This is a genomic window from Allobosea sp. P4_E12, assembly GCF_056401655.1.
This window is the reverse complement of record NZ_JBFUIY010000002.1, coordinates 100,783-116,692: the sequence shown is the minus strand read 5'-3', so window position 1 is coordinate 116,692 and position 15,910 is coordinate 100,783. Positions and strand designations below refer to the sequence as shown.

The following is a 15,910-nucleotide window of genomic DNA, read 5'->3' as shown; positions in this document are numbered from 1 at the left end:
ACGCCATGTCCGCTCCCCCTCTTGAAACGTCCGGCACAGGCCTCAAGGCCTGGCTTACGGCCCCCGTTCCGGCCTCGCCATTCCAGGCGCGTATGCAGCAGCTGTCCCTGAAATGGTGGCGGCTCAAGGCCAACCCGTCGGCGCTGTTCGGGCTGGCCGTCATCGTACTCATCGTGCTGGCGGCCTTGTTTGCGCCGCTGATCGCGACGCATGACATCTATGCCCAGGATCTCGGCAAGCGGCTGATGCGGCCGTCGGCGGCGCATTGGCTCGGCACGGACGAACTCGGCCGCGATATCTTCAGCCGGCTCGTCTTCGGCGCCCGCATCACGCTCTACATTGCCTTGCTGACGGCGATCATCGTCGCGCCGCTCGGTTTGATCATCGGCACCACCTCCGGTTATCTCGGCGGCTGGGTCGATATCGTGCTGATGCGCGTGGTCGATGTCTTCCTGGCCTTCCCGAGCCTGGTGCTGGCGCTCGCCTTCGTCGCCGCGCTCGGCCCGGGCATCGAGAACGCCATCATCGCGATTGCGCTCGCCGCCTGGCCACCGATCGCCCGGCTTGCCCGCGCGGAAACCCTGTCGATCCGCAAGTCGGACTATATTGCCGCCGTGCGGCTGCAGGGAGCCTCGCCGTTGCGCATCATCCTTGGCCATGTCGTGCCGATGTGCATTCCCTCTGTCGTGGTGCGCCTCACGCTCAACATGGCAGCGATCATCCTCACCGCTGCGGGGCTCGGTTTCCTCGGCCTCGGTGCGCAGCCGCCGAGCCCGGAATGGGGCGCCATGCTGGCTTCCGGCCGGGAGTTCATTTTGACCAATGGCTGGATTGCGGCCATTCCCGGTACCGCCATCCTGATCACCAGCCTCGCCTTCAACCTCTTCGGGGATGGCCTGCGCGATATCCTGGATCCGCGTCATGGCTAAGCCGCTGCTCGAGGTCGAGGACCTCTTCGTGTCCTTCAAGGGGGCTCATCGCACCACCCAGGCGGTCCGGGGCATCTCGTTCAACGTCGGCCGGGAGAAGGTCGGTATCGTCGGCGAGTCCGGTTCGGGCAAGTCGCTCACCGGGCGCACGGTGCTGAAGCTGACGCCGAAGGCCGCACATATCGACGCCAGGCGGCTCTCCTTCGACGGCATCGACCTGCTCGCCGCCAGCGAGCGGCAGATGCGGAGCATTCGAGGCAACCGCATCTCGATGATCCTGCAGGACCCGAAATTCTCGCTCAACCCGCTGATGCGGGTCGGCCAGCAGATCACCGAAGCCTACCGCCTGCATCACAAGGTCGGCCGGCGCGAGGCCGAAGCGCGGGCGCTGGCCATGCTCGAGGCGGTGAAGATCCGCGATCCCGACCGCGTCTACCAGCTCTTCCCGCACGAGGTTTCGGGCGGCATGGGGCAGCGCATCATGATTGCCATGATGCTCATTCCCGAGCCGGACCTGATCATTGCCGACGAGCCGACTTCGGCCCTCGACGTGACGGTGCGAAGGCAGGTCCTGACCATTCTCGACGAGCTCGTCACGCGGCGTGGCGCGGGCCTGATGTTCATCAGCCATGACCTCAACCTCGTCGCCGATTTCTGCGACCGCGTGTTGGTCATGTATGCCGGCCGGATCATGGAGGACATCGCCGCGCGCGACCTGCGCAATGCGCGCCACCCCTATACGCGCGCGCTGCTCGACAGCCTGCCGCGGCTCGACCGCGCCACCGACATGCTCCAGGTCCCGAGCCGCGACCCGGCCTGGCTCGACGGTCCGACGATCCGCAGCGGAGTGGCGACATGAGTGCTCCGGCCACGAACGCTTCTGGGGCTGCGCAGCAGACCGCCCTCGCAGTCAGCCATCTCAACATCATCTTCGGCAGCGGCGCAGCCGCGATGACCGCGGTCGACGATGTCTCCTTCACGCTCGGGCACGGCGAAGCCTTCGGGCTGATCGGCGAGTCCGGCTGCGGCAAGTCGACGATCCTGCGTGCGCTCGTCGGGCTCAACCGCGATTACGAGGGCACGATCAGGTTCCGCGACACGGTGGTGCCGCGCCAGCGCGACAAGAGCTTTTTTCGTCGGGTGCAGATGGTCTTCCAGGACCCCTATGCCTCGCTTCATCCGCGCAAGATGGTGCAATACGTCCTGGCCGAGCCTCTCCGGATTCACGGGTTCGACCGGCATCAGGAGCGCATCGACGAAATCCTATCGGCCGTCGGGCTCGGGCCGTCGTTCCGCTATCGCTTCCCGCATGAGCTTTCGGGCGGCCAGCGCCAGCGCGTCGCGATCGCACGCGCACTCATCATCGAGCCCGAACTGCTGCTCCTCGACGAGCCGACCTCGGCGCTCGATGTTTCGGTCCAGGCCGAAATCCTCAACCTGCTGAAGCAGCTCCGGCGTGCCCGCGACCTGACCTATCTGATGGTCAGTCACGACCTCGCGGTGGTGACGCATCTGTGCGAGCGCGTCGGCATGATGAGCGAAGGACGCATCATCGAGGAGATGAGCGCCGAGGACGTGCGCGCCGGCCGCGCCGCCGAGCCTTACACGCGGGAATTCCTGGAGGCGAGCACGGGGTACCGGCCGGCCTCGTGACTGCAATCCTCAGGGGAGGCGATTTTTCCATGCGCAAAGACGTTTCGGGGGACGGACAGGTTGCGGATGCGGCCTGGCCGAATGAGGACTGGAGTGCGGTAAACCCCGCTGATGCGGGCTGGTCCGCGGATGGCCTCGACCGCGTCTGGAGCTATGCCGACACGATCGCGACTGCGACGCTGATGATCGTGCAGGGCGGCCGGGTTGTCGCGAGCCGCGGCGATCTCGCCCATCGTTACCAGTGCCATTCGATCCGCAAGAGCTTCCTCAGCGCTCTCATCGGTATCCATGAGGACGAAGGCACGATCGACCTGTCGCGCAGCCTGGCGCAGCTCGGAGTCGACGACAAGGACGGCCTGAGCGAACGCGAGAAGGCGGCCACGATCTACGACCTGCTAACTGCGCGCTCGGGCATCTTTCACCCGGCCGGGTATGAATCGGCCTGGATGAAGTCGATCAAGGAGCCGCGCCATTCGCACGCGCCGGGCGCCTTCTGGTCCTATAACAACTGGGACTTCAACGCTCTCGGCACGATCTTCGGCGCGCTCACCGGTGCCGGCATCCATGATGACTTCCAGGGGCGCATCGCCGGGCCGCTCGGCATGCAGGATTTCCGCTTCGACGAGGAACGTCGCGACGGCTGGATCGAGCCGGACGACTGCTCCGTGCACCCGGCCTATCCGTTCCGGATGTCGACGCGCGATCTCGCCCGCTTCGGCCTGATGTTCCTGCGGCGAGGCCGCTGGCGCAGCCGGCAGGTGGTGCCGGCCAACTGGGTGGCGACCAGTGTCCTGCCGCTCTCGGATGCAGGCCCGCGTGGCGGCTATGGCTATATGTGGTGGGTGTCGCGGTCCGGTGCTGGTTTTCCGGGCGTCGTGCTGCCGGATGGCAGCTACAGCGCCCAGGGCGTCGGCGGGCAGTACTGCCTCGTCATTCCCTCGCTCGACCTGGTGATCGTGCACCGCGTCAACACCGACAAGAAGGGCGAGGAGGTCAACCGCTTCGCCTTCGGGCGCCTGCTGCGCCTCATCCTCAACGCGCGCGTGGGCTGACGGACGCGCTGGCCCTTCTCGTCGTACTCGTCGCAGATCTGGAGAGCCTATGTCGAGTGCCATCGAACGCATTGCGGCCTGGAGCCGGTCCGGACCTGGGTTCGCTCCTCTGGCGCGGACGCGTGCGCGTCATGCGATCGCCGATACGATCGGCTGCATGATTGCCGGCGCCGACGATCAGGCGACGCAGTCGGTGCGTGCGGCTTTCGCCGCCAGCATCGGGCCGTCCGGTGCAGCCGCCGTCATTGGTGGCGGCAGGGCATCGGAAGCCGTCGCCGCCCTGGTGAACGGCACGGCGGCGCATGCTCTCGATTACGACGACAATTTCCGGCCGGGCATCACCCATGCTTCGGCCGTGCTCGTGCCGGCCCTGCTTGCCGTCGCGCATGGTCGAGCCGCGAACGGGCGCAGCTTCGTGGACGCCTATCTCGTCGGGCTCGAGGCGCAGGCGATAGTCGGGCGAGGCATCAATCCGGCGCATTACACGCTCGGGTGGCACGCGACCTCGACGGTGGGGGCTATCGGACCTGCAGCAGGCACGGCCTGGCTGATGGGACTCGATGCGGCGGGCATCGCGCGCGCCATGAGCGTAGCGGCAAGCATGGCGGCCGGGCCCAAGGGGCAGTTCGGGACCCCGGCAAAGCCGCTGCATGCGGGGCTTGCCGCCCGCAATGCCGTTGACGCGGCTGCGCTTGCGGCGGCTGGCATGACAGGTCGTCTCGACATTCTGGAATGCCCGATGGGGGTGGCCGAACTGTTCGGCGACGCGAGCGCGGCGGGATGGGCCGGGATAGCCATTGCCGAGCCGCATGTCATCGAGAGCGAGGGCCTCATCCCCAAGCGCCATCCCTGCTGCGGCTCCACGCATTACACGGTGGACGCGATCCTCGGGCTGAAGGCCGAACATGGCTTCACGAGCGGGGACGTGCTTGCGGTGGAGACGCTGGTCGGTATCGCGAATGCGCGTAACCTCGCCTATCCCGACCCGGAAGACGAGATGCAGGCCCGTTTCTCGATGCATTACTGCGTCGCGCTCGCGCTCCTGCAGGACCGCTTGTCGCTGGCCGATTTCACGCCCGAGGCGGTGCAGCGCCAGGCCGTGCGCGAACTTCTGCCGCGCACGGTCATGAGGGCCTATGACAAGAGCGAGGAGGCCGCTGCCGGGCGCCTGCCGCATCGTGTGACCGTGCGGCTTGCGGACGGGCGAACGCTGACCGTCGAACGCTCGGAGGCAAAGGGCTCGATTGCGGACCCCTTCGACGACATGGATCGCGAGTCAAAATTCCTCGATTGCTGTGCGGCCACGATGAACGAGGCCGAGATCGCGACGCTCTATGATCAGCTCGCCGGCATCGACGCAGCAGCCAATCTCAACTTCCTGTCCCCCGCATTGGTCGCGACGGGCCGCGCATAGGAGAGCCTGCCCGGCATCGGGCGCACAGGTGCGTCCGGCGCACTCAGGGGCATGTTCTCATCGACGGCGGCCCAGAAAAGCTCGGCACCGTGCCGGCTTGGCGATGCGGCACGGTAGAGGCGGATTTCGGCGGTCAGCTCCCAGGAGGGATCGGCCGCCGGCACGAGCACGCCGCTGCGCAGCTCCTCGGTAATCAGGCTTTCCGGGATCCAGGCCATGCCGCGCCCAGCCAAAACCATCGCCTTGAGGCCGACCGACATCGGGTTCTCGTAGACGGTGACGTGAGGGGCGGGCCGATCGGCGAAGAGCTTGGCCAGACGACGGGCAAAGAACGAGCAGCTGCCGTAGCTGAGCATTCGGACGGGCTCTCCTGTGGGGCGGAGAGCATGCACAGGCCTGCCATCGGCGCCGGCGATCGAGACCGGGATCGCGCGCTCGGAGCCAAGGCGGCGATAGATGAAACGAGCGGGATCGAGCAGCAGCGGCACGGTCTCATGCGCATAGGTCAGCAGGAAATCGCATTCGCCCTGGTTCAGGACCGCGACATTGCCGTCATAGGACGAATACTGGTCGCAGAAACGGGTCTTCACCGACCCAAGCCGCTCCTCGATGCGCCTGATGAAGCCGGGGAAATAGGTCAGGGACAAGGTGTTGAGCGTGGCGAAGACCAGCACTTCGGCCGTGTCTTCATGCTGCTGGCGCGCCTCCTGTCGCGAGGTCTGGACCAGCTTCAGGATCTCACGCGCCCGCGGCAGGAAGATTTTGCCCTCCTCCGTGATGCCGATCGGGTAGCTGCTGCGGTCGAACAAGGACAGGCCGAGCCAGCTCTCGAGCTGCCGGATGCGGCGGCTCAGGGCAGATTGCGTGACGTTGCGCTCACGGGCCGAGCGCGAGAAACTCAAGGTTGTCGAGAGGCTCACAAAGTCCTCCAGCCACTTCAGCTCCATCGCGTCGCATCTCCCTGTCCGGCGGATGGCAACCTGCCATGCCGGACGCGACAAGCAAACAGCTTGCCGCGAACGGGACCGGGGGCGATGCGGTGAAGGCGCAATGGCCGGATGCGGCCGGCCGTGGCCGCACCAGCGTCTCCGCTAGCGACGGAAACCACCATGGAATCCGCCGCCACGGAAACCTCCTCCGCCATGGAACCCACCGCCGCCGGTGAAGCCGCCGCCGTGGAAGCCGCCACCGCCACGGAAACCGCCAGCCTCCGCGAATCCACCGCCTCCTCGGAAGTTTTCCATCCGCTCGCCATGGAACCGGCCGATCTGCTCACGGTCGAGATTACGGATCTCTCCGCCACCGGCATTGGCCCAGCGACCGTTCTGATGCTGCTCCCAGCCATTGCTCCCGCGGCGGAAGACCTCACCGTTGCGACCCGCGTAGTGGTCATTCGCGCGTGGGTGGTTGCGGGCGATGTCGCCGGCGTTCTGACGGATGTTCCCGTCATTCAGGCGCAGATTGCCAGCTCGCTCGCCCAGGCCGCCCTGCGCATTCAGATTGGCGCGTGCGTTGCCGAGATTGGCGCGCTGGCCGGGCGTGAGCCCGCCCCGGTTGGCGATGCGGGTGTCGATGCGGCTATGCACCGAGTTGTTCGTCCAGCGGTTGTAGATGTTGGCGTGGTTGAAGTTGAACTGGTTGAACGTATTGAAGTTGTTGATCACCACATTGTTGTGGCCCCAACCCCAGCCGCCGCCCCAGCCCCAGGCGCCACCGGCCCAGGCCGCGCCGGCAATGGCCCCCAGGGTGAACCCGGACACCGCGCCCCAGGCGAAAGCCGTGCCATATCCATAGGTCAGAGGTGCCGGATACCAGGCCGATCCGATCCAGGCCGGATAGACATAGCCGGTGCCGTAGACGACGACGCCGCCCGGTGCGGTGACCGTGCCGTAATAGCCCGGGGTATATCCGACATAGACGGTCTCGGGGGTGGAACTGTAGACCCTGACATAGGTCACGAAATGCAGGGGCGAACTCGGCGGAATAGCGTAGATCGCTGCCGGGACTTCGGTCGCGACAGTCCAGGGGCCGGCCGCGCTGTTCGCGACGAACCAGACACCGTTCTGGACTGCATAATAGGAACTGCCGGCCTTGATCACCGGTATCGCGGCATTGGCGACATATTCGAGGCTGGTGCCTTCGATCGGTTTCAGGTCTGGCTTCCCGTCATAGCGAACGCTCACCTTCGCCTTCTTGCGGTCGACCGTCGCGGTCTGCGGGATCTGATTGTCGATCAGGGAGATGCTGTAACGGGGCCTGCGTCGCGCGCTGCCCATTGCCACTTGCGTCTAGAAGGGCAAGCTGTCGCCGTTCCCGTACCGACCCTGAAGGTGGAGGATTACGGGATGTGGCTGTTCATCGGATTGGATGTGTCATTGGCGAAGACTGCGGTCTGCGCCATCACCGAGCACGGCAAGATCGTGAAGGAAGCGCAGGTCGCCAGTGACCCAGAGGCCGTGGCGGGATATGTGCTGGCGTTGGGCGGAACGGTTGCAACGATAGGGCTGGAGGCCGGCCCTTTGTCGCAGTGGCTGCATCGCGGGCTCACTGACGTCGGACTGGATGTGGTTTTGATGGAGACCCGCCAGGTGAAGGGCGCGCTCAAGGCAATGCCGATCAAAACCGATCGTCGTGACGCCGAGGGGATTGCTCGGCTGCTTCACCTCGGATGGTTCCGCCCGGTGCACTGCAAATCCATYTCGGCGCAGGAAGTCCGCGCCCTTCTGGGCGCCCGCAAGGCGATTCAGCAGGGGATGATCGCGCTGGAACTGTCGCTGCGGGGTCTGCTGAGGAACTTCGGCTTGAAGGTAGGCGCGATCTCCCGCGGTCGCTTCGACGTCCGCATTCGTGAACTTGCCGAAGGCAATGCCATGCTGGAGGCCGCAACAGCGCCCATGCTCCGGGCGCGCGCCAGCTTGCGCCACGAACTCGCCGGGCTCGAGCGACAGGTCCGGCTCCTTGCGCAGGAAGACCCCATCTGCCGCCTCCTGATGACGATGCCCGGCATCGGCGCTGTCGTCGGCTTGACCTTCCGATCCGCGGTTGATGATCCGACGCGGTTCTCTTCATCGAAAAAAGTGGGACCCTGGGTCGGCYTGACGCCATCGCGCAACCAATCCGGCGAGCGCGACGTCTCGGGCGGCATCACCCGCGCCGGTGACGCAAATCTCCGAAGAGCACTTTGCCAGGCGGCCACCGTCATGATGAACCGTGGGCGCTCATCATGGCTGAGAAGCTGGGCGGCACAGGTGGCGAAGCGCAGGGGTACGAAGCGTGCAATGGTCGCGCTGGCGCGGCGGATAGGGTCTATTCTGCACCGGATGTGGAGTGATGGCACGGTGTTCCAATCCGACGTTCCCCCGGCCGCCATGTCGGCCTGACCGCCGTTCGCGTGGTCGCAAGCTGCCGTTGATGCCTGCCTGAGCGCAGGCCTTCGAGGTCCCCACCGGGACGCGGTTCCGATTGATGCCGTGGTCAGGACTGTCGCCGACCTCGGTCGAGCGCGCCTATGAGATAGGCACATCGGACGCCGTATTGGACCAGCATCATGTTGGCAGCCGTCGCGCTGACCACGGACCGAAGCATGAACCCGGGGAGATCTCAGGGCGAGGCCGCGTAGCCAGCCAGGCTGGACGGTGTCGGCCAATGTGGATCGCCACGCGACCGCGCGATCAGAGCGGCCGAACGATGATCTGCGCCAAAATCCAGTTGACTGAGACGGCCCCGTTACCGAAGTCCTGAGCCTAGATGGGCTGCCGCGCCAATGCGAGCAGCCCATTTATCGCCGCAAAATCCCTCAATGCGCGGATTGGCCGGCCTCTGGAATCTCGTAGCCGTCAGAGGCATAGGCGCCCAGCTTATTGCGGAGCGTTCTGATCGATATGCAAAGCATGGCGGCTGCATGGGTGCGATTGCCGCCGGTTTCCTTCAAGGTGGCGAGGATCAGATCGCGCTCGACATCTGCGACAGGTCGTCCGACGAGATGTTCGGCACCGTTCTCAGGGTCGAAAGCCTGCATGTCATCTTCCCTTTGTGAGCCCCCAGCTCCAACTCAGAAGACGATCCAAAAGGGGGCGAAAAGGGTTAATGAGAGGTAAATGACCATCGCAATCACTCAATCTTCTGCAAGGATACTGCCGTGGACCGGTCACCAATCCGGGGAAGCTGGCGGCGCCGGGGCGGCCTGGTTGCGATGAACTCCAGAGTTCATGTTCTGATCGCGCAAAAGCGCGCTTCTACATGGAAACAGTTGGCAAAATGGCGGCGGCCTGGGCCGCCGCCACATCGGGTCAGCTCTTGAGCTTGGCGTTGCACTGGCTCCAGTAGCCGCCGCCCTTCTCGATCCATTTCAGGGTGCCGTTGGCGTTGGCGGATTTGTTGGCATTGTATTGATCCGCGCAGGTCTTCAGCCGAGCCTTGCCGGGCGACTCATCCGAGTATTTCTGCGCGACGGTCTTGGGGAACACCGCCGCCTTTGCCCGCGCAGGAGCGGCGGCCGGCTTGGCTCCGGGCGTTGCCGGCGCGGCAGCTGGAGCCGGAGCTACGGGAGCATCCTGGACAGCTGCGGCCGCATCGCTCTCCGCGGCATCGTCATCACCGCACTGAGCCTTGCGGAAATCGTTCCACTTCTGGCCCTTCAGAGTATTCGCCTTCTTGGCGTCCTGATATTTCGTACTGCATTCCTTCATCGTCAGTGCCTGGGACGGTGAGGAAAAGACGGTCGCGAGCACGAATGCCGACGCGGCTGCCAGGATCACTTGTCTAGCCATGGTCTGGTCTCCCAATGCCCGGCCACTGCCGGCGTGGAGATGGCACTCTATTTTCGCGGTTCAGGCAAGCGTCGAGGGTAAGATCCTGCGACCGCGCAGCCGCAGGCCCTTTGCCTGGCGCAAGGTCGAGACCGGTTTCGCCGATATCGCCGCCGCGCTCGCAGTGCGGTGCGCCTATCCGAGCTCCAGGGTGGTCACGCCGAACAGCTCGGGCGCCAGAGGAAACGGTGTGCCCAGATACATTCGCGTCGTCTCGAAACCAGGCCGAAGGCCGGCACCGACCAGCATGTCGATGAACCGCTGCCGCGCGGCTGGAACGTCGATATGGAGATCGCCTTCGGCAGAAGAACCTAGATTCTGCACCAGCGCGGTGGCCGTCGCGTCGTCTACTGCTGTGAGCGAACCGATCTTCCAGCCCGAGCGGCACTTGCGCACCACGCCGTACCCGGTGACCGCGCCATCCGAGATTGCGACGCGCGCATGATGCGGGGGCATGAGCCAGTGCGTCAGGAAGGTTTCCCGCGTCTCCGGAAAGCTCCTGCGATCAAAGGCCATGATCTCGCGCAGGAGATCCGGGGTGACGCCGTCCACCGTCCGGCTATCAGCCAGGCCGCGCGCAAAAGTGCCTCCGAAACGGATGGTTCGGTAAGAGGGCGCAAAGCCCTTTCGCCGGTAATTCTCGAATTGCTCGTCGACCCCATCGAGCCCGATTATGCGCCCATCGAGCCGCGCCATGCCTGCGTTCCAGACGGCCTTGCCATGACCTTGGCCGCGCATGTCCGCGCGGCAGATGTAGAGGCCGATGAACCCGTAGGTCGTTCCATAGGCAACCGCCGAGATGCCGGCGACCATCTCGCCATCGACGAAGGCGCCAATGAAACCCTCAGGGTCGGTCGCACGGAATACCGCCGCGTCATTGAGACCGGGATTCCAGCCCTCCGCGGCAGCCCAGTCCATGAGTTGCTCGACTTCGAGCATCTCGAGCTTGCGAATGATGCGCTCGCTCATCTCGCTGTAAGCCTTTGCGGCGGAGGGATCCACATGGGTCAGATCTAACGCGTCGCGCTCGGCATTGCATAGATACCGCGCTCCGAGGGCGTCAGCCGGGCTGTCGTTGTTCAGGCCGGGGCGTGAGCCTTGAGATGGCGGGCGTAGCGGGTGAGCGGCAGGCAGATGACGAAATAGATCAATGCAACCAGGCCATAGACGGTGAGAGGCTCAAAGGTCGCATTAGAGATGGCATTGGAGGTTCGCATCAACTCGTCGAAACCGATGATCGAGGTCAGCGCCGTGCTTTTGACAAGCTGCACGAGATAGCCGACCACCGGCGCCCGTGTGATCGCAAAGGCCTGTGGCAAGATCACCAGCCGCATCTGATTGGGATAGTGCAGGCCGAGGCTCTTGGCAGCATCCCATTGCCCCTTTGGCAGGGCCTCGACCCCGCCGCGCCAGATTTCCGCGAGATAGGCGCTGGCGCAAAGGGTCAAGGCGACGACCGCCGCGGACCAGGGTTCAATGCGGAAGCCGATCAGCGGAAGCCCGAAGAAGACCAGGAACAGCTGCATCAGCAGGGGCGTGCCCTGGAAGAGCCCGATATAGAGATCGGCGACATGACGCAGCCAGTGACGGGATGAGACCCGCGCCAGCAGGATTGCCATCCCCACCACGCCACCGCCGATGAAAGCGACAATCGAGAGCAGGACCGTCCAGCGTGTCGCGAGCAGCAGGTTGCGCAGGATGTCCCAGAAGGTGAAGTCCATCAGGACGGCCCCCCGATCAGGAATTTCCGTCCGGAGAGGCCGAGGATGCGGCGCAACCCAATGCTCAACGCCAGATAGACCATGGTGACGACGAAATAGGTCTCGAAGGCGCGGAAGCTGCGCGCCTGCAGCATGTCCGCCTCATAGGTCAGTTCGCGCACCGAGATCTGCGACACCGCCGCGGATTCGAGCATCATGATGATGACCTGGCTCTGCAACGCCGGGAAAATCACCTTCAGCGCCTGCGGGAGGACAATCTTGACGAAGACCAGCGCGGGTCGCAGCCCAAGTGCGCGGCCGGCCTCCCTCTGACCATTGGGCACGGCATCCAGCCCCGCGGCGACGATCTCGGTGCCATAGGCCGAGAGGTTGATCGTCATCGCGAGGATTGCTGCGACGGCAGGATCAAGCCGCAAGCCAAGACTGGGCAGGCCGAAGAAGATGAAGAACAGCTGGACCAGAAACGGCGTGTTCCGGATCAGCTCGACATAGCTGCCGACCATGCCGCGCAGCCAGGGAGAGCGGCTGCGCACCGCCGCTGCCCCCAACACGCTGCAGACTGTACCGAGCACGGTCGTGACGGCGATCAACCCCACCGTCGCCATCGCGCCGCGCGCGATGGGTTCGGAGGCCTGGCTCAGCCAGTCGAAGTTGAGGCTGTAGGCCAAGCTTCAGAGATCCTTGGGATCAAGTGGCTTGCCGAGCCACTTGAGCGAGGCCTTGTTCAGCGTGCCGTCGGCGAGCAGTTTGGCGACAATCTCGTTGAGTGCCTGCTTGAGACGCGGCTCGTCCTTGTTCAGCGCGATATGGTCCGGCGACGTCATCAGCTGGAATTTCTGCTCGGGCTTCAACGTGGTCTGGCGCGAGAGCACCTGGGCGCCGACATCGTTGCCGACGACCATCAGCTGCGCCTGGCCCGAGATGAAGGCCTGGATGACGGAGTTGTAGCTGTCGAAGCGCTTGATGTCGGCGGAAGGCGGCGCAGCCTCGGTGAGCGAGGTGTCTTCCAGCGTGCCGCGGCTCACCGCGATCGACTTGCCGGCGAGGTCTGCCTTGCCTTCGACCTTTACGGCCTGCGGCCCGATGACGGCGATGTAGTAAGGGGCGTAGGCAGCGGTAAAATCGATGACCTTCTCGCGTTCGGCGCTGTGGCCGACGCTGAGCAGGATGTCGACGCGACGCTCGGTCAGATACGGAATGCGGTTCTGGCCGGTTACGTTGACCAGGTTGAGCTTCACCTTCAACGCGTTGGCTATGGTCTCGGCGATGTCGATGTCATAGCCCTTGAGGCTCATATCGGCGCTGGCCGATGAGAAGGGCGGAAAATCCGCGAAGACACCGACCTTCAGGGTGCCCGCCTTCGTGATGTCGTCGAGAGCGTCGGCACGAACCGGGGCCGTCGCAAGGCCGATGCCCGCCAGCAGGCTGAGTGCCAGCAGCGATGTCTTGATCGAGGAGGTCGTGGTCATATCGTTCATCCTTCCCTGAGAACGCTAGAGTGCGGCGGCAAGCCCGGTCGCGTTGCCGGACGGCATGGTGATGCAGGCATCGACCGGAAAGCCGATCGTCACGGCCTGACCTGGGCCGAGACCGTCGCCGACACGGTTGGCTTGCATCACGAGAATCTGCTCGCCGCCGGCCGTCTCGACCAGGATCTGGCGGGTAGAGCCGAGCAGGGCGACATTGAGGATCCGACCCTTCGCACTGTTGGCCATTCCAGCCGGATCAGCGTCGGCGGCGGTGGACAGGATGATGTTCTCGGGGCGGACACAGATGTCGATTGCGTCCGATGGGCAGTCCGGCACGGTGAGCGACAGGCCCGATCGGCTCAGGGCCCGGGCGAGGCCGGTTTCGCGCCGCGTCACCTGGGCTTCGATCCAGTTGGTGCGCCCCATAAAATCGGCGGCGAAGCGCGAGCCGGGGCGACCATAGACGTCTGACGGGGCGCCGACCTGGACGATGCGGCCCGCCTGCATCAGGAAGACGCGTTCACCCAGGCTCATCGCCTCTTCCTGGTCGTGGGTGACGACCATCGCCGTCGAATTGACGGCGGCCAGGACCTGCTTGAGTTCGGCGCGCAGGTCCTGCCGCAGCTTGGCGTCGAGCGCCGAAAGCGGTTCGTCGAGCAGGATGAGGCCTGGCCGCGTGGCCAGGGCGCGGGCGAGGGCGACGCGCTGCTGCTGGCCTCCGCTGAGCTGATGCGGCCGGCGGCTGCCGAAACCCTGCAACCTCACGAGCGCCAGCATCGCCTCGACACGATCGGGAATCTCGCGCCTGTCAGTGCCGCGGTGGCGCAGTCCGTAGGCAATGTTCTCCGCAACGGTCATGTGCGGGAACAGGGCATAATGCTGAAACAGCAGCCCGACATTGCGCTCATAGGGCTTGAGCGCAGTGACGTCGCGCCCCCCGATGCTGACCGTGCCGTGGTCGGGCCGTTCGAAGCCGGCAATGACCCGCAGGATGCTGGTCTTGCCGCAACCGCTCGGCCCGAGCAGGGCAACGGTTTCGCCGGCGGCGATCGAGAAGGAAACGTCATCGACGGCCGTAACGGCACCGAAGCGACGGCTGACTCTGTGAAATTCGACGGCGTTGCTCACGGTTTGACCCCTATGAACGAAACAGCCCCTGGCCCAACAGGCGGTCGAAACCGACGAAGCGCTCCAGAACGATGATGAGGACGGCGCTGATCGCCATCAGGAGAACGGCAGCGGCTGCGATCGTGAGATCGAAGGACGCGCGCATGTTGCTGACGAGGGCGACCGGCAAGGTGTAGGTCGACGGGTCCGTCAGGAACATGCTGACTGCAACGTCGTCCAACGATACGGCGAAGGCGAAGACTGCGCCTGTGATCATACCGCTCCGGATCAGGGGCAGGGTGATGTTCCAGAAGGCCTGGCGTTCCGTCGCGCCAAGGACCAGCGCCGCTTCTGTCAGGCGCCTGTCCCGACCGGTCAGGCTGGCGAGCACGGTGCGCACGACATAGGGCAGGGTGATCACGATGTGGCCGCAGAGCAGTCGGGTGAAGCCGTCGACGATGCCGATGCGCGACAGAAACAGCAGCAAGGCAAAGCCGATCACCACCGCCGGCACGATGAGTGGCGAAAGGAACGCGGCCATCAGCAGCGAGCGACCGTGAAAATTACTGCGATCGAGCGCGACCGCGGCGGCCGTGCCGACCAGCACATCGACCGCTGTCGTGAGGACGGCGATCTTGAGGCTGGTCGCCAGGCCGGTGGTGACGTAGTCGAGCGAAACCAGCTTCTCGAACCAGCGCATGGACAGCGCCGGCGGCGGCAACGGGCCAAGAAAGCTGCGGGCGTCGAAGGCGAGCAGGCAGGTGACCAGAAGCGGCGTCACCAGGAAGGCGAGCACCAGAACCAGCATCGCGATCATCGCGCCACCGAGGAGCCGGTCGCCAAGGCGCTTTGTGGTACCGGTCATGTGCGCGAGCCCCTACGACGCTGCACCAGCGAAACCAGAGACAGCACGAACAGCGTGATGACGAGCATCACGATCGAGACCGCGGCGCCGCTGGGATAGTTCGCGACATCGCTGAAGCGCGTGTAGATCGTGTTCGAGAGAAACAATACGCGCCCCTTTCCGAGCACCATCGGAATGACGAAGGCGCTGATCGAAAAGGTCATGGCGATCAGGAATGCCGATACCAGCCCGGGCAGGGCCAGCGGAACGGTGATGCCGAGATGCGCCTTCCAGGCCGGAGCGCCCAGCGATTGCGCCGCATCGCAGAAGCGAGGATCGATATTCTGGATCGTTCCCAGAAGGGTCAGCGTGCACATCGGCACGACCGCATGGAGTAGGCCGGCCGCGACCAGGGTTTCAGTGTACCAGCGGCTTGTCGGCGAAATCCCGAGCGCCAGAAGCAGTGGGCGCGCAACCCCGACCGAGCCGAAGGCCAGTTCCAGCGCGTAGGTGCGCACCAGCATGCTGAGCAGGACCAGCATCACCAGAAAGCCGATGCAGGCGGCGCGCTTGCGCGGCGAAAACCGCCGCACGATGCAATAGGCCAGTGGAAACGCCGCCAGCAGTCCAACAAACGATGCCGCTGCGCTCAGCTTGAAGGTTTCGTAGAGAACGCCGGCGAATGACGGCGTCACGAGCTCGCGATAATTCTCCAACGTCAGAGGCGCATCGACGGCCGAGCCGACCCGGCCCGGCACATATTGCTTGAGGCTTTCCAGCACGAGCCCGAACAGGGGGAGTGCAAAGATGACGAACAGCAGCAGCAAGCCCGGTGCGAGCAAGAAGAGCGTCGTGCGGGGCGGCGCAGGGATCGCGAGCGGCGCGTATTGGGCTGGGATAGCGGTCATGACAC

The 15,910-nt window shown here is 64.9% G+C and carries 15 protein-coding genes and 2 pseudogenes; 6 read left to right on the top strand and 11 right to left on the bottom strand.

The genetic code is table 11. From position 1 onward, the window contains the following. Positions 1 to 5 precede the first annotated feature (5 nt). The 5 genes and pseudogenes from AC1DW9_RS02645 (at position 6) to AC1DW9_RS02625 (ending at position 5,048) form a co-directional block, all read left to right on the top strand. Complete coding sequence (locus AC1DW9_RS02645; RefSeq protein ID WP_441504495.1) at positions 6 to 929, top strand: ABC transporter permease; 924 nt, start codon at positions 6 to 8, stop codon at positions 927 to 929. Between the two features lie 70 nt (positions 930 to 999). Beyond that, a pseudogene (locus AC1DW9_RS02640) lies at positions 1,000 to 1,788 on the top strand (ABC transporter ATP-binding protein); the annotation flags it as partial. Continuing rightward, the gene (locus tag AC1DW9_RS02635) at positions 1,785 to 2,582 is read left to right on the top strand and encodes an ABC transporter ATP-binding protein (protein WP_441488121.1); all 798 of its coding nucleotides are present in this window, start codon (positions 1,785 to 1,787) and stop codon (positions 2,580 to 2,582) included. The pseudogene AC1DW9_RS02640 and the gene AC1DW9_RS02635, both read left to right, overlap by 4 nt. Positions 2,583 to 2,611: 29 nt before the next feature. Continuing rightward, positions 2,612 to 3,634, top strand: coding sequence for a serine hydrolase domain-containing protein (locus AC1DW9_RS02630; RefSeq protein ID WP_441488122.1), 1,023 nt, complete (start codon positions 2,612 to 2,614; stop codon positions 3,632 to 3,634). A gap of 49 nt (positions 3,635 to 3,683) precedes the next feature. Beyond that, positions 3,684 to 5,048 carry an MmgE/PrpD family protein gene (locus tag AC1DW9_RS02625; RefSeq protein ID WP_476775638.1) on the top strand — a complete coding sequence of 455 codons (1,365 nt, stop codon included), beginning with the start codon at positions 3,684 to 3,686 and terminating at the stop codon, positions 5,046 to 5,048. Here AC1DW9_RS02625 and AC1DW9_RS02620 read toward each other — a convergent pair. Both AC1DW9_RS02620 and AC1DW9_RS02615 read right to left on the bottom strand, forming a co-directional pair. After that, on the bottom strand, positions 4,973 to 5,995 hold the full coding sequence (locus AC1DW9_RS02620; RefSeq protein WP_476855019.1) for a LysR family transcriptional regulator: 1,023 nt from the start codon (positions 5,993 to 5,995) through the stop codon (positions 4,973 to 4,975). The two genes, AC1DW9_RS02625 and AC1DW9_RS02620, sit on opposite strands and share 76 nt — an antisense overlap. A 144-nt stretch (positions 5,996 to 6,139) precedes the next feature. Then, entirely contained in the window at positions 6,140 to 7,324 is a 1,185-nt protein-coding gene (locus AC1DW9_RS02615; protein ID WP_476775640.1) for a hypothetical protein, read from the bottom strand. Between the two features lie 69 nt (positions 7,325 to 7,393). Here AC1DW9_RS02615 and AC1DW9_RS02610 point away from each other — a divergent pair, with 69 nt between their 5' ends. Next, a complete protein-coding gene (locus AC1DW9_RS02610) occupies positions 7,394 to 8,428 on the top strand; it encodes an IS110 family RNA-guided transposase (RefSeq protein ID WP_476855018.1) in 1,035 nt (344 codons plus the stop codon). A 416-nt stretch (positions 8,429 to 8,844) separates the two neighbouring features. On the opposite strand, the pseudogene AC1DW9_RS02605 reads toward AC1DW9_RS02610, so the two are convergent. The 9 genes and pseudogenes from AC1DW9_RS02605 to AC1DW9_RS02565 form a co-directional block, all read right to left on the bottom strand. After that, a pseudogene (locus AC1DW9_RS02605) lies at positions 8,845 to 9,033 on the bottom strand (helix-turn-helix domain-containing protein); the annotation flags it as partial. Between the two features lie 304 nt (positions 9,034 to 9,337). Then, a complete protein-coding gene (locus AC1DW9_RS02600) occupies positions 9,338 to 9,817 on the bottom strand; it encodes a hypothetical protein (protein WP_441508758.1) in 480 nt (159 codons plus the stop codon). Between the two features lie 174 nt (positions 9,818 to 9,991). Continuing rightward, a complete protein-coding gene (locus tag AC1DW9_RS02595; protein ID WP_476776555.1) occupies positions 9,992 to 10,825 on the bottom strand; it encodes a GNAT family N-acetyltransferase in 834 nt (277 codons plus the stop codon). Between the two features lie 110 nt (positions 10,826 to 10,935). Next, a complete protein-coding gene (locus AC1DW9_RS02590; RefSeq protein WP_441508760.1) occupies positions 10,936 to 11,580 on the bottom strand; it encodes an amino acid ABC transporter permease in 645 nt (214 codons plus the stop codon). Beyond that, positions 11,577 to 12,245, bottom strand: coding sequence for an amino acid ABC transporter permease (locus AC1DW9_RS02585; RefSeq protein WP_441508756.1), 669 nt, complete (start codon positions 12,243 to 12,245; stop codon positions 11,577 to 11,579). The genes AC1DW9_RS02590 and AC1DW9_RS02585 overlap by 4 nt, the downstream gene beginning before the upstream one ends. A gap of 3 nt (positions 12,246 to 12,248) precedes the next feature. Beyond that, positions 12,249 to 13,046: a transporter substrate-binding domain-containing protein gene (locus tag AC1DW9_RS02580; protein WP_441508755.1), complete on the bottom strand. Its 798-nt coding sequence runs from the start codon at positions 13,044 to 13,046 to the stop codon at positions 12,249 to 12,251. A 24-nt stretch (positions 13,047 to 13,070) separates the two neighbouring features. After that, complete coding sequence (locus AC1DW9_RS02575; protein ID WP_441479061.1) at positions 13,071 to 14,174, bottom strand: ABC transporter ATP-binding protein; 1,104 nt, start codon at positions 14,172 to 14,174, stop codon at positions 13,071 to 13,073. Positions 14,175 to 14,184: 10 nt separating this feature from the next. Beyond that, entirely contained in the window at positions 14,185 to 15,018 is an 834-nt protein-coding gene (locus AC1DW9_RS02570; protein WP_441508754.1) for an ABC transporter permease, read from the bottom strand. Further along, the gene (locus tag AC1DW9_RS02565) at positions 15,015 to 15,905 is read right to left on the bottom strand and encodes an ABC transporter permease (protein ID WP_441508753.1); all 891 of its coding nucleotides are present in this window, start codon (positions 15,903 to 15,905) and stop codon (positions 15,015 to 15,017) included. The genes AC1DW9_RS02570 and AC1DW9_RS02565 overlap by 4 nt, the downstream gene beginning before the upstream one ends. Between the last annotated feature and the right edge of the window lie 5 nt (positions 15,906 to 15,910).

Excerpts from the sequence above, each read along its gene's own strand:
- AC1DW9_RS02630 (WP_441488122.1), top strand. The coding sequence starts at position 2,612 with ATGCGCAAAGACGTTTCGGGGGACGGACAGGTTGCGGATGCGGCCTGG.
- AC1DW9_RS02635 (WP_441488121.1), top strand. The coding sequence starts at position 1,785 with ATGAGTGCTCCGGCCACGAACGCTTCTGGGGCTGCGCAGCAGACCGCC.
- AC1DW9_RS02600 (WP_441508758.1), bottom strand. The coding sequence starts at position 9,817 with ATGGCTAGACAAGTGATCCTGGCAGCCGCGTCGGCATTCGTGCTCGCG.
- AC1DW9_RS02570 (WP_441508754.1), bottom strand. The coding sequence starts at position 15,018 with ATGACCGGTACCACAAAGCGCCTTGGCGACCGGCTCCTCGGTGGCGCG.
- AC1DW9_RS02620 (WP_476855019.1), bottom strand. The coding sequence starts at position 5,995 with ATGGAGCTGAAGTGGCTGGAGGACTTTGTGAGCCTCTCGACAACCTTG.
- AC1DW9_RS02625 (WP_476775638.1), top strand. The coding sequence starts at position 3,684 with ATGTCGAGTGCCATCGAACGCATTGCGGCCTGGAGCCGGTCCGGACCT.
- AC1DW9_RS02580 (WP_441508755.1), bottom strand. The coding sequence starts at position 13,046 with ATGACCACGACCTCCTCGATCAAGACATCGCTGCTGGCACTCAGCCTG.
- AC1DW9_RS02595 (WP_476776555.1), bottom strand. The coding sequence starts at position 10,825 with ATGAGCGAGCGCATCATTCGCAAGCTCGAGATGCTCGAAGTCGAGCAA.
- AC1DW9_RS02645 (WP_441504495.1), top strand. The coding sequence starts at position 6 with ATGTCCGCTCCCCCTCTTGAAACGTCCGGCACAGGCCTCAAGGCCTGG.
- AC1DW9_RS02615 (WP_476775640.1), bottom strand. The coding sequence starts at position 7,324 with ATGGGCAGCGCGCGACGCAGGCCCCGTTACAGCATCTCCCTGATCGAC.
- AC1DW9_RS02565 (WP_441508753.1), bottom strand. The coding sequence starts at position 15,905 with ATGACCGCTATCCCAGCCCAATACGCGCCGCTCGCGATCCCTGCGCCG.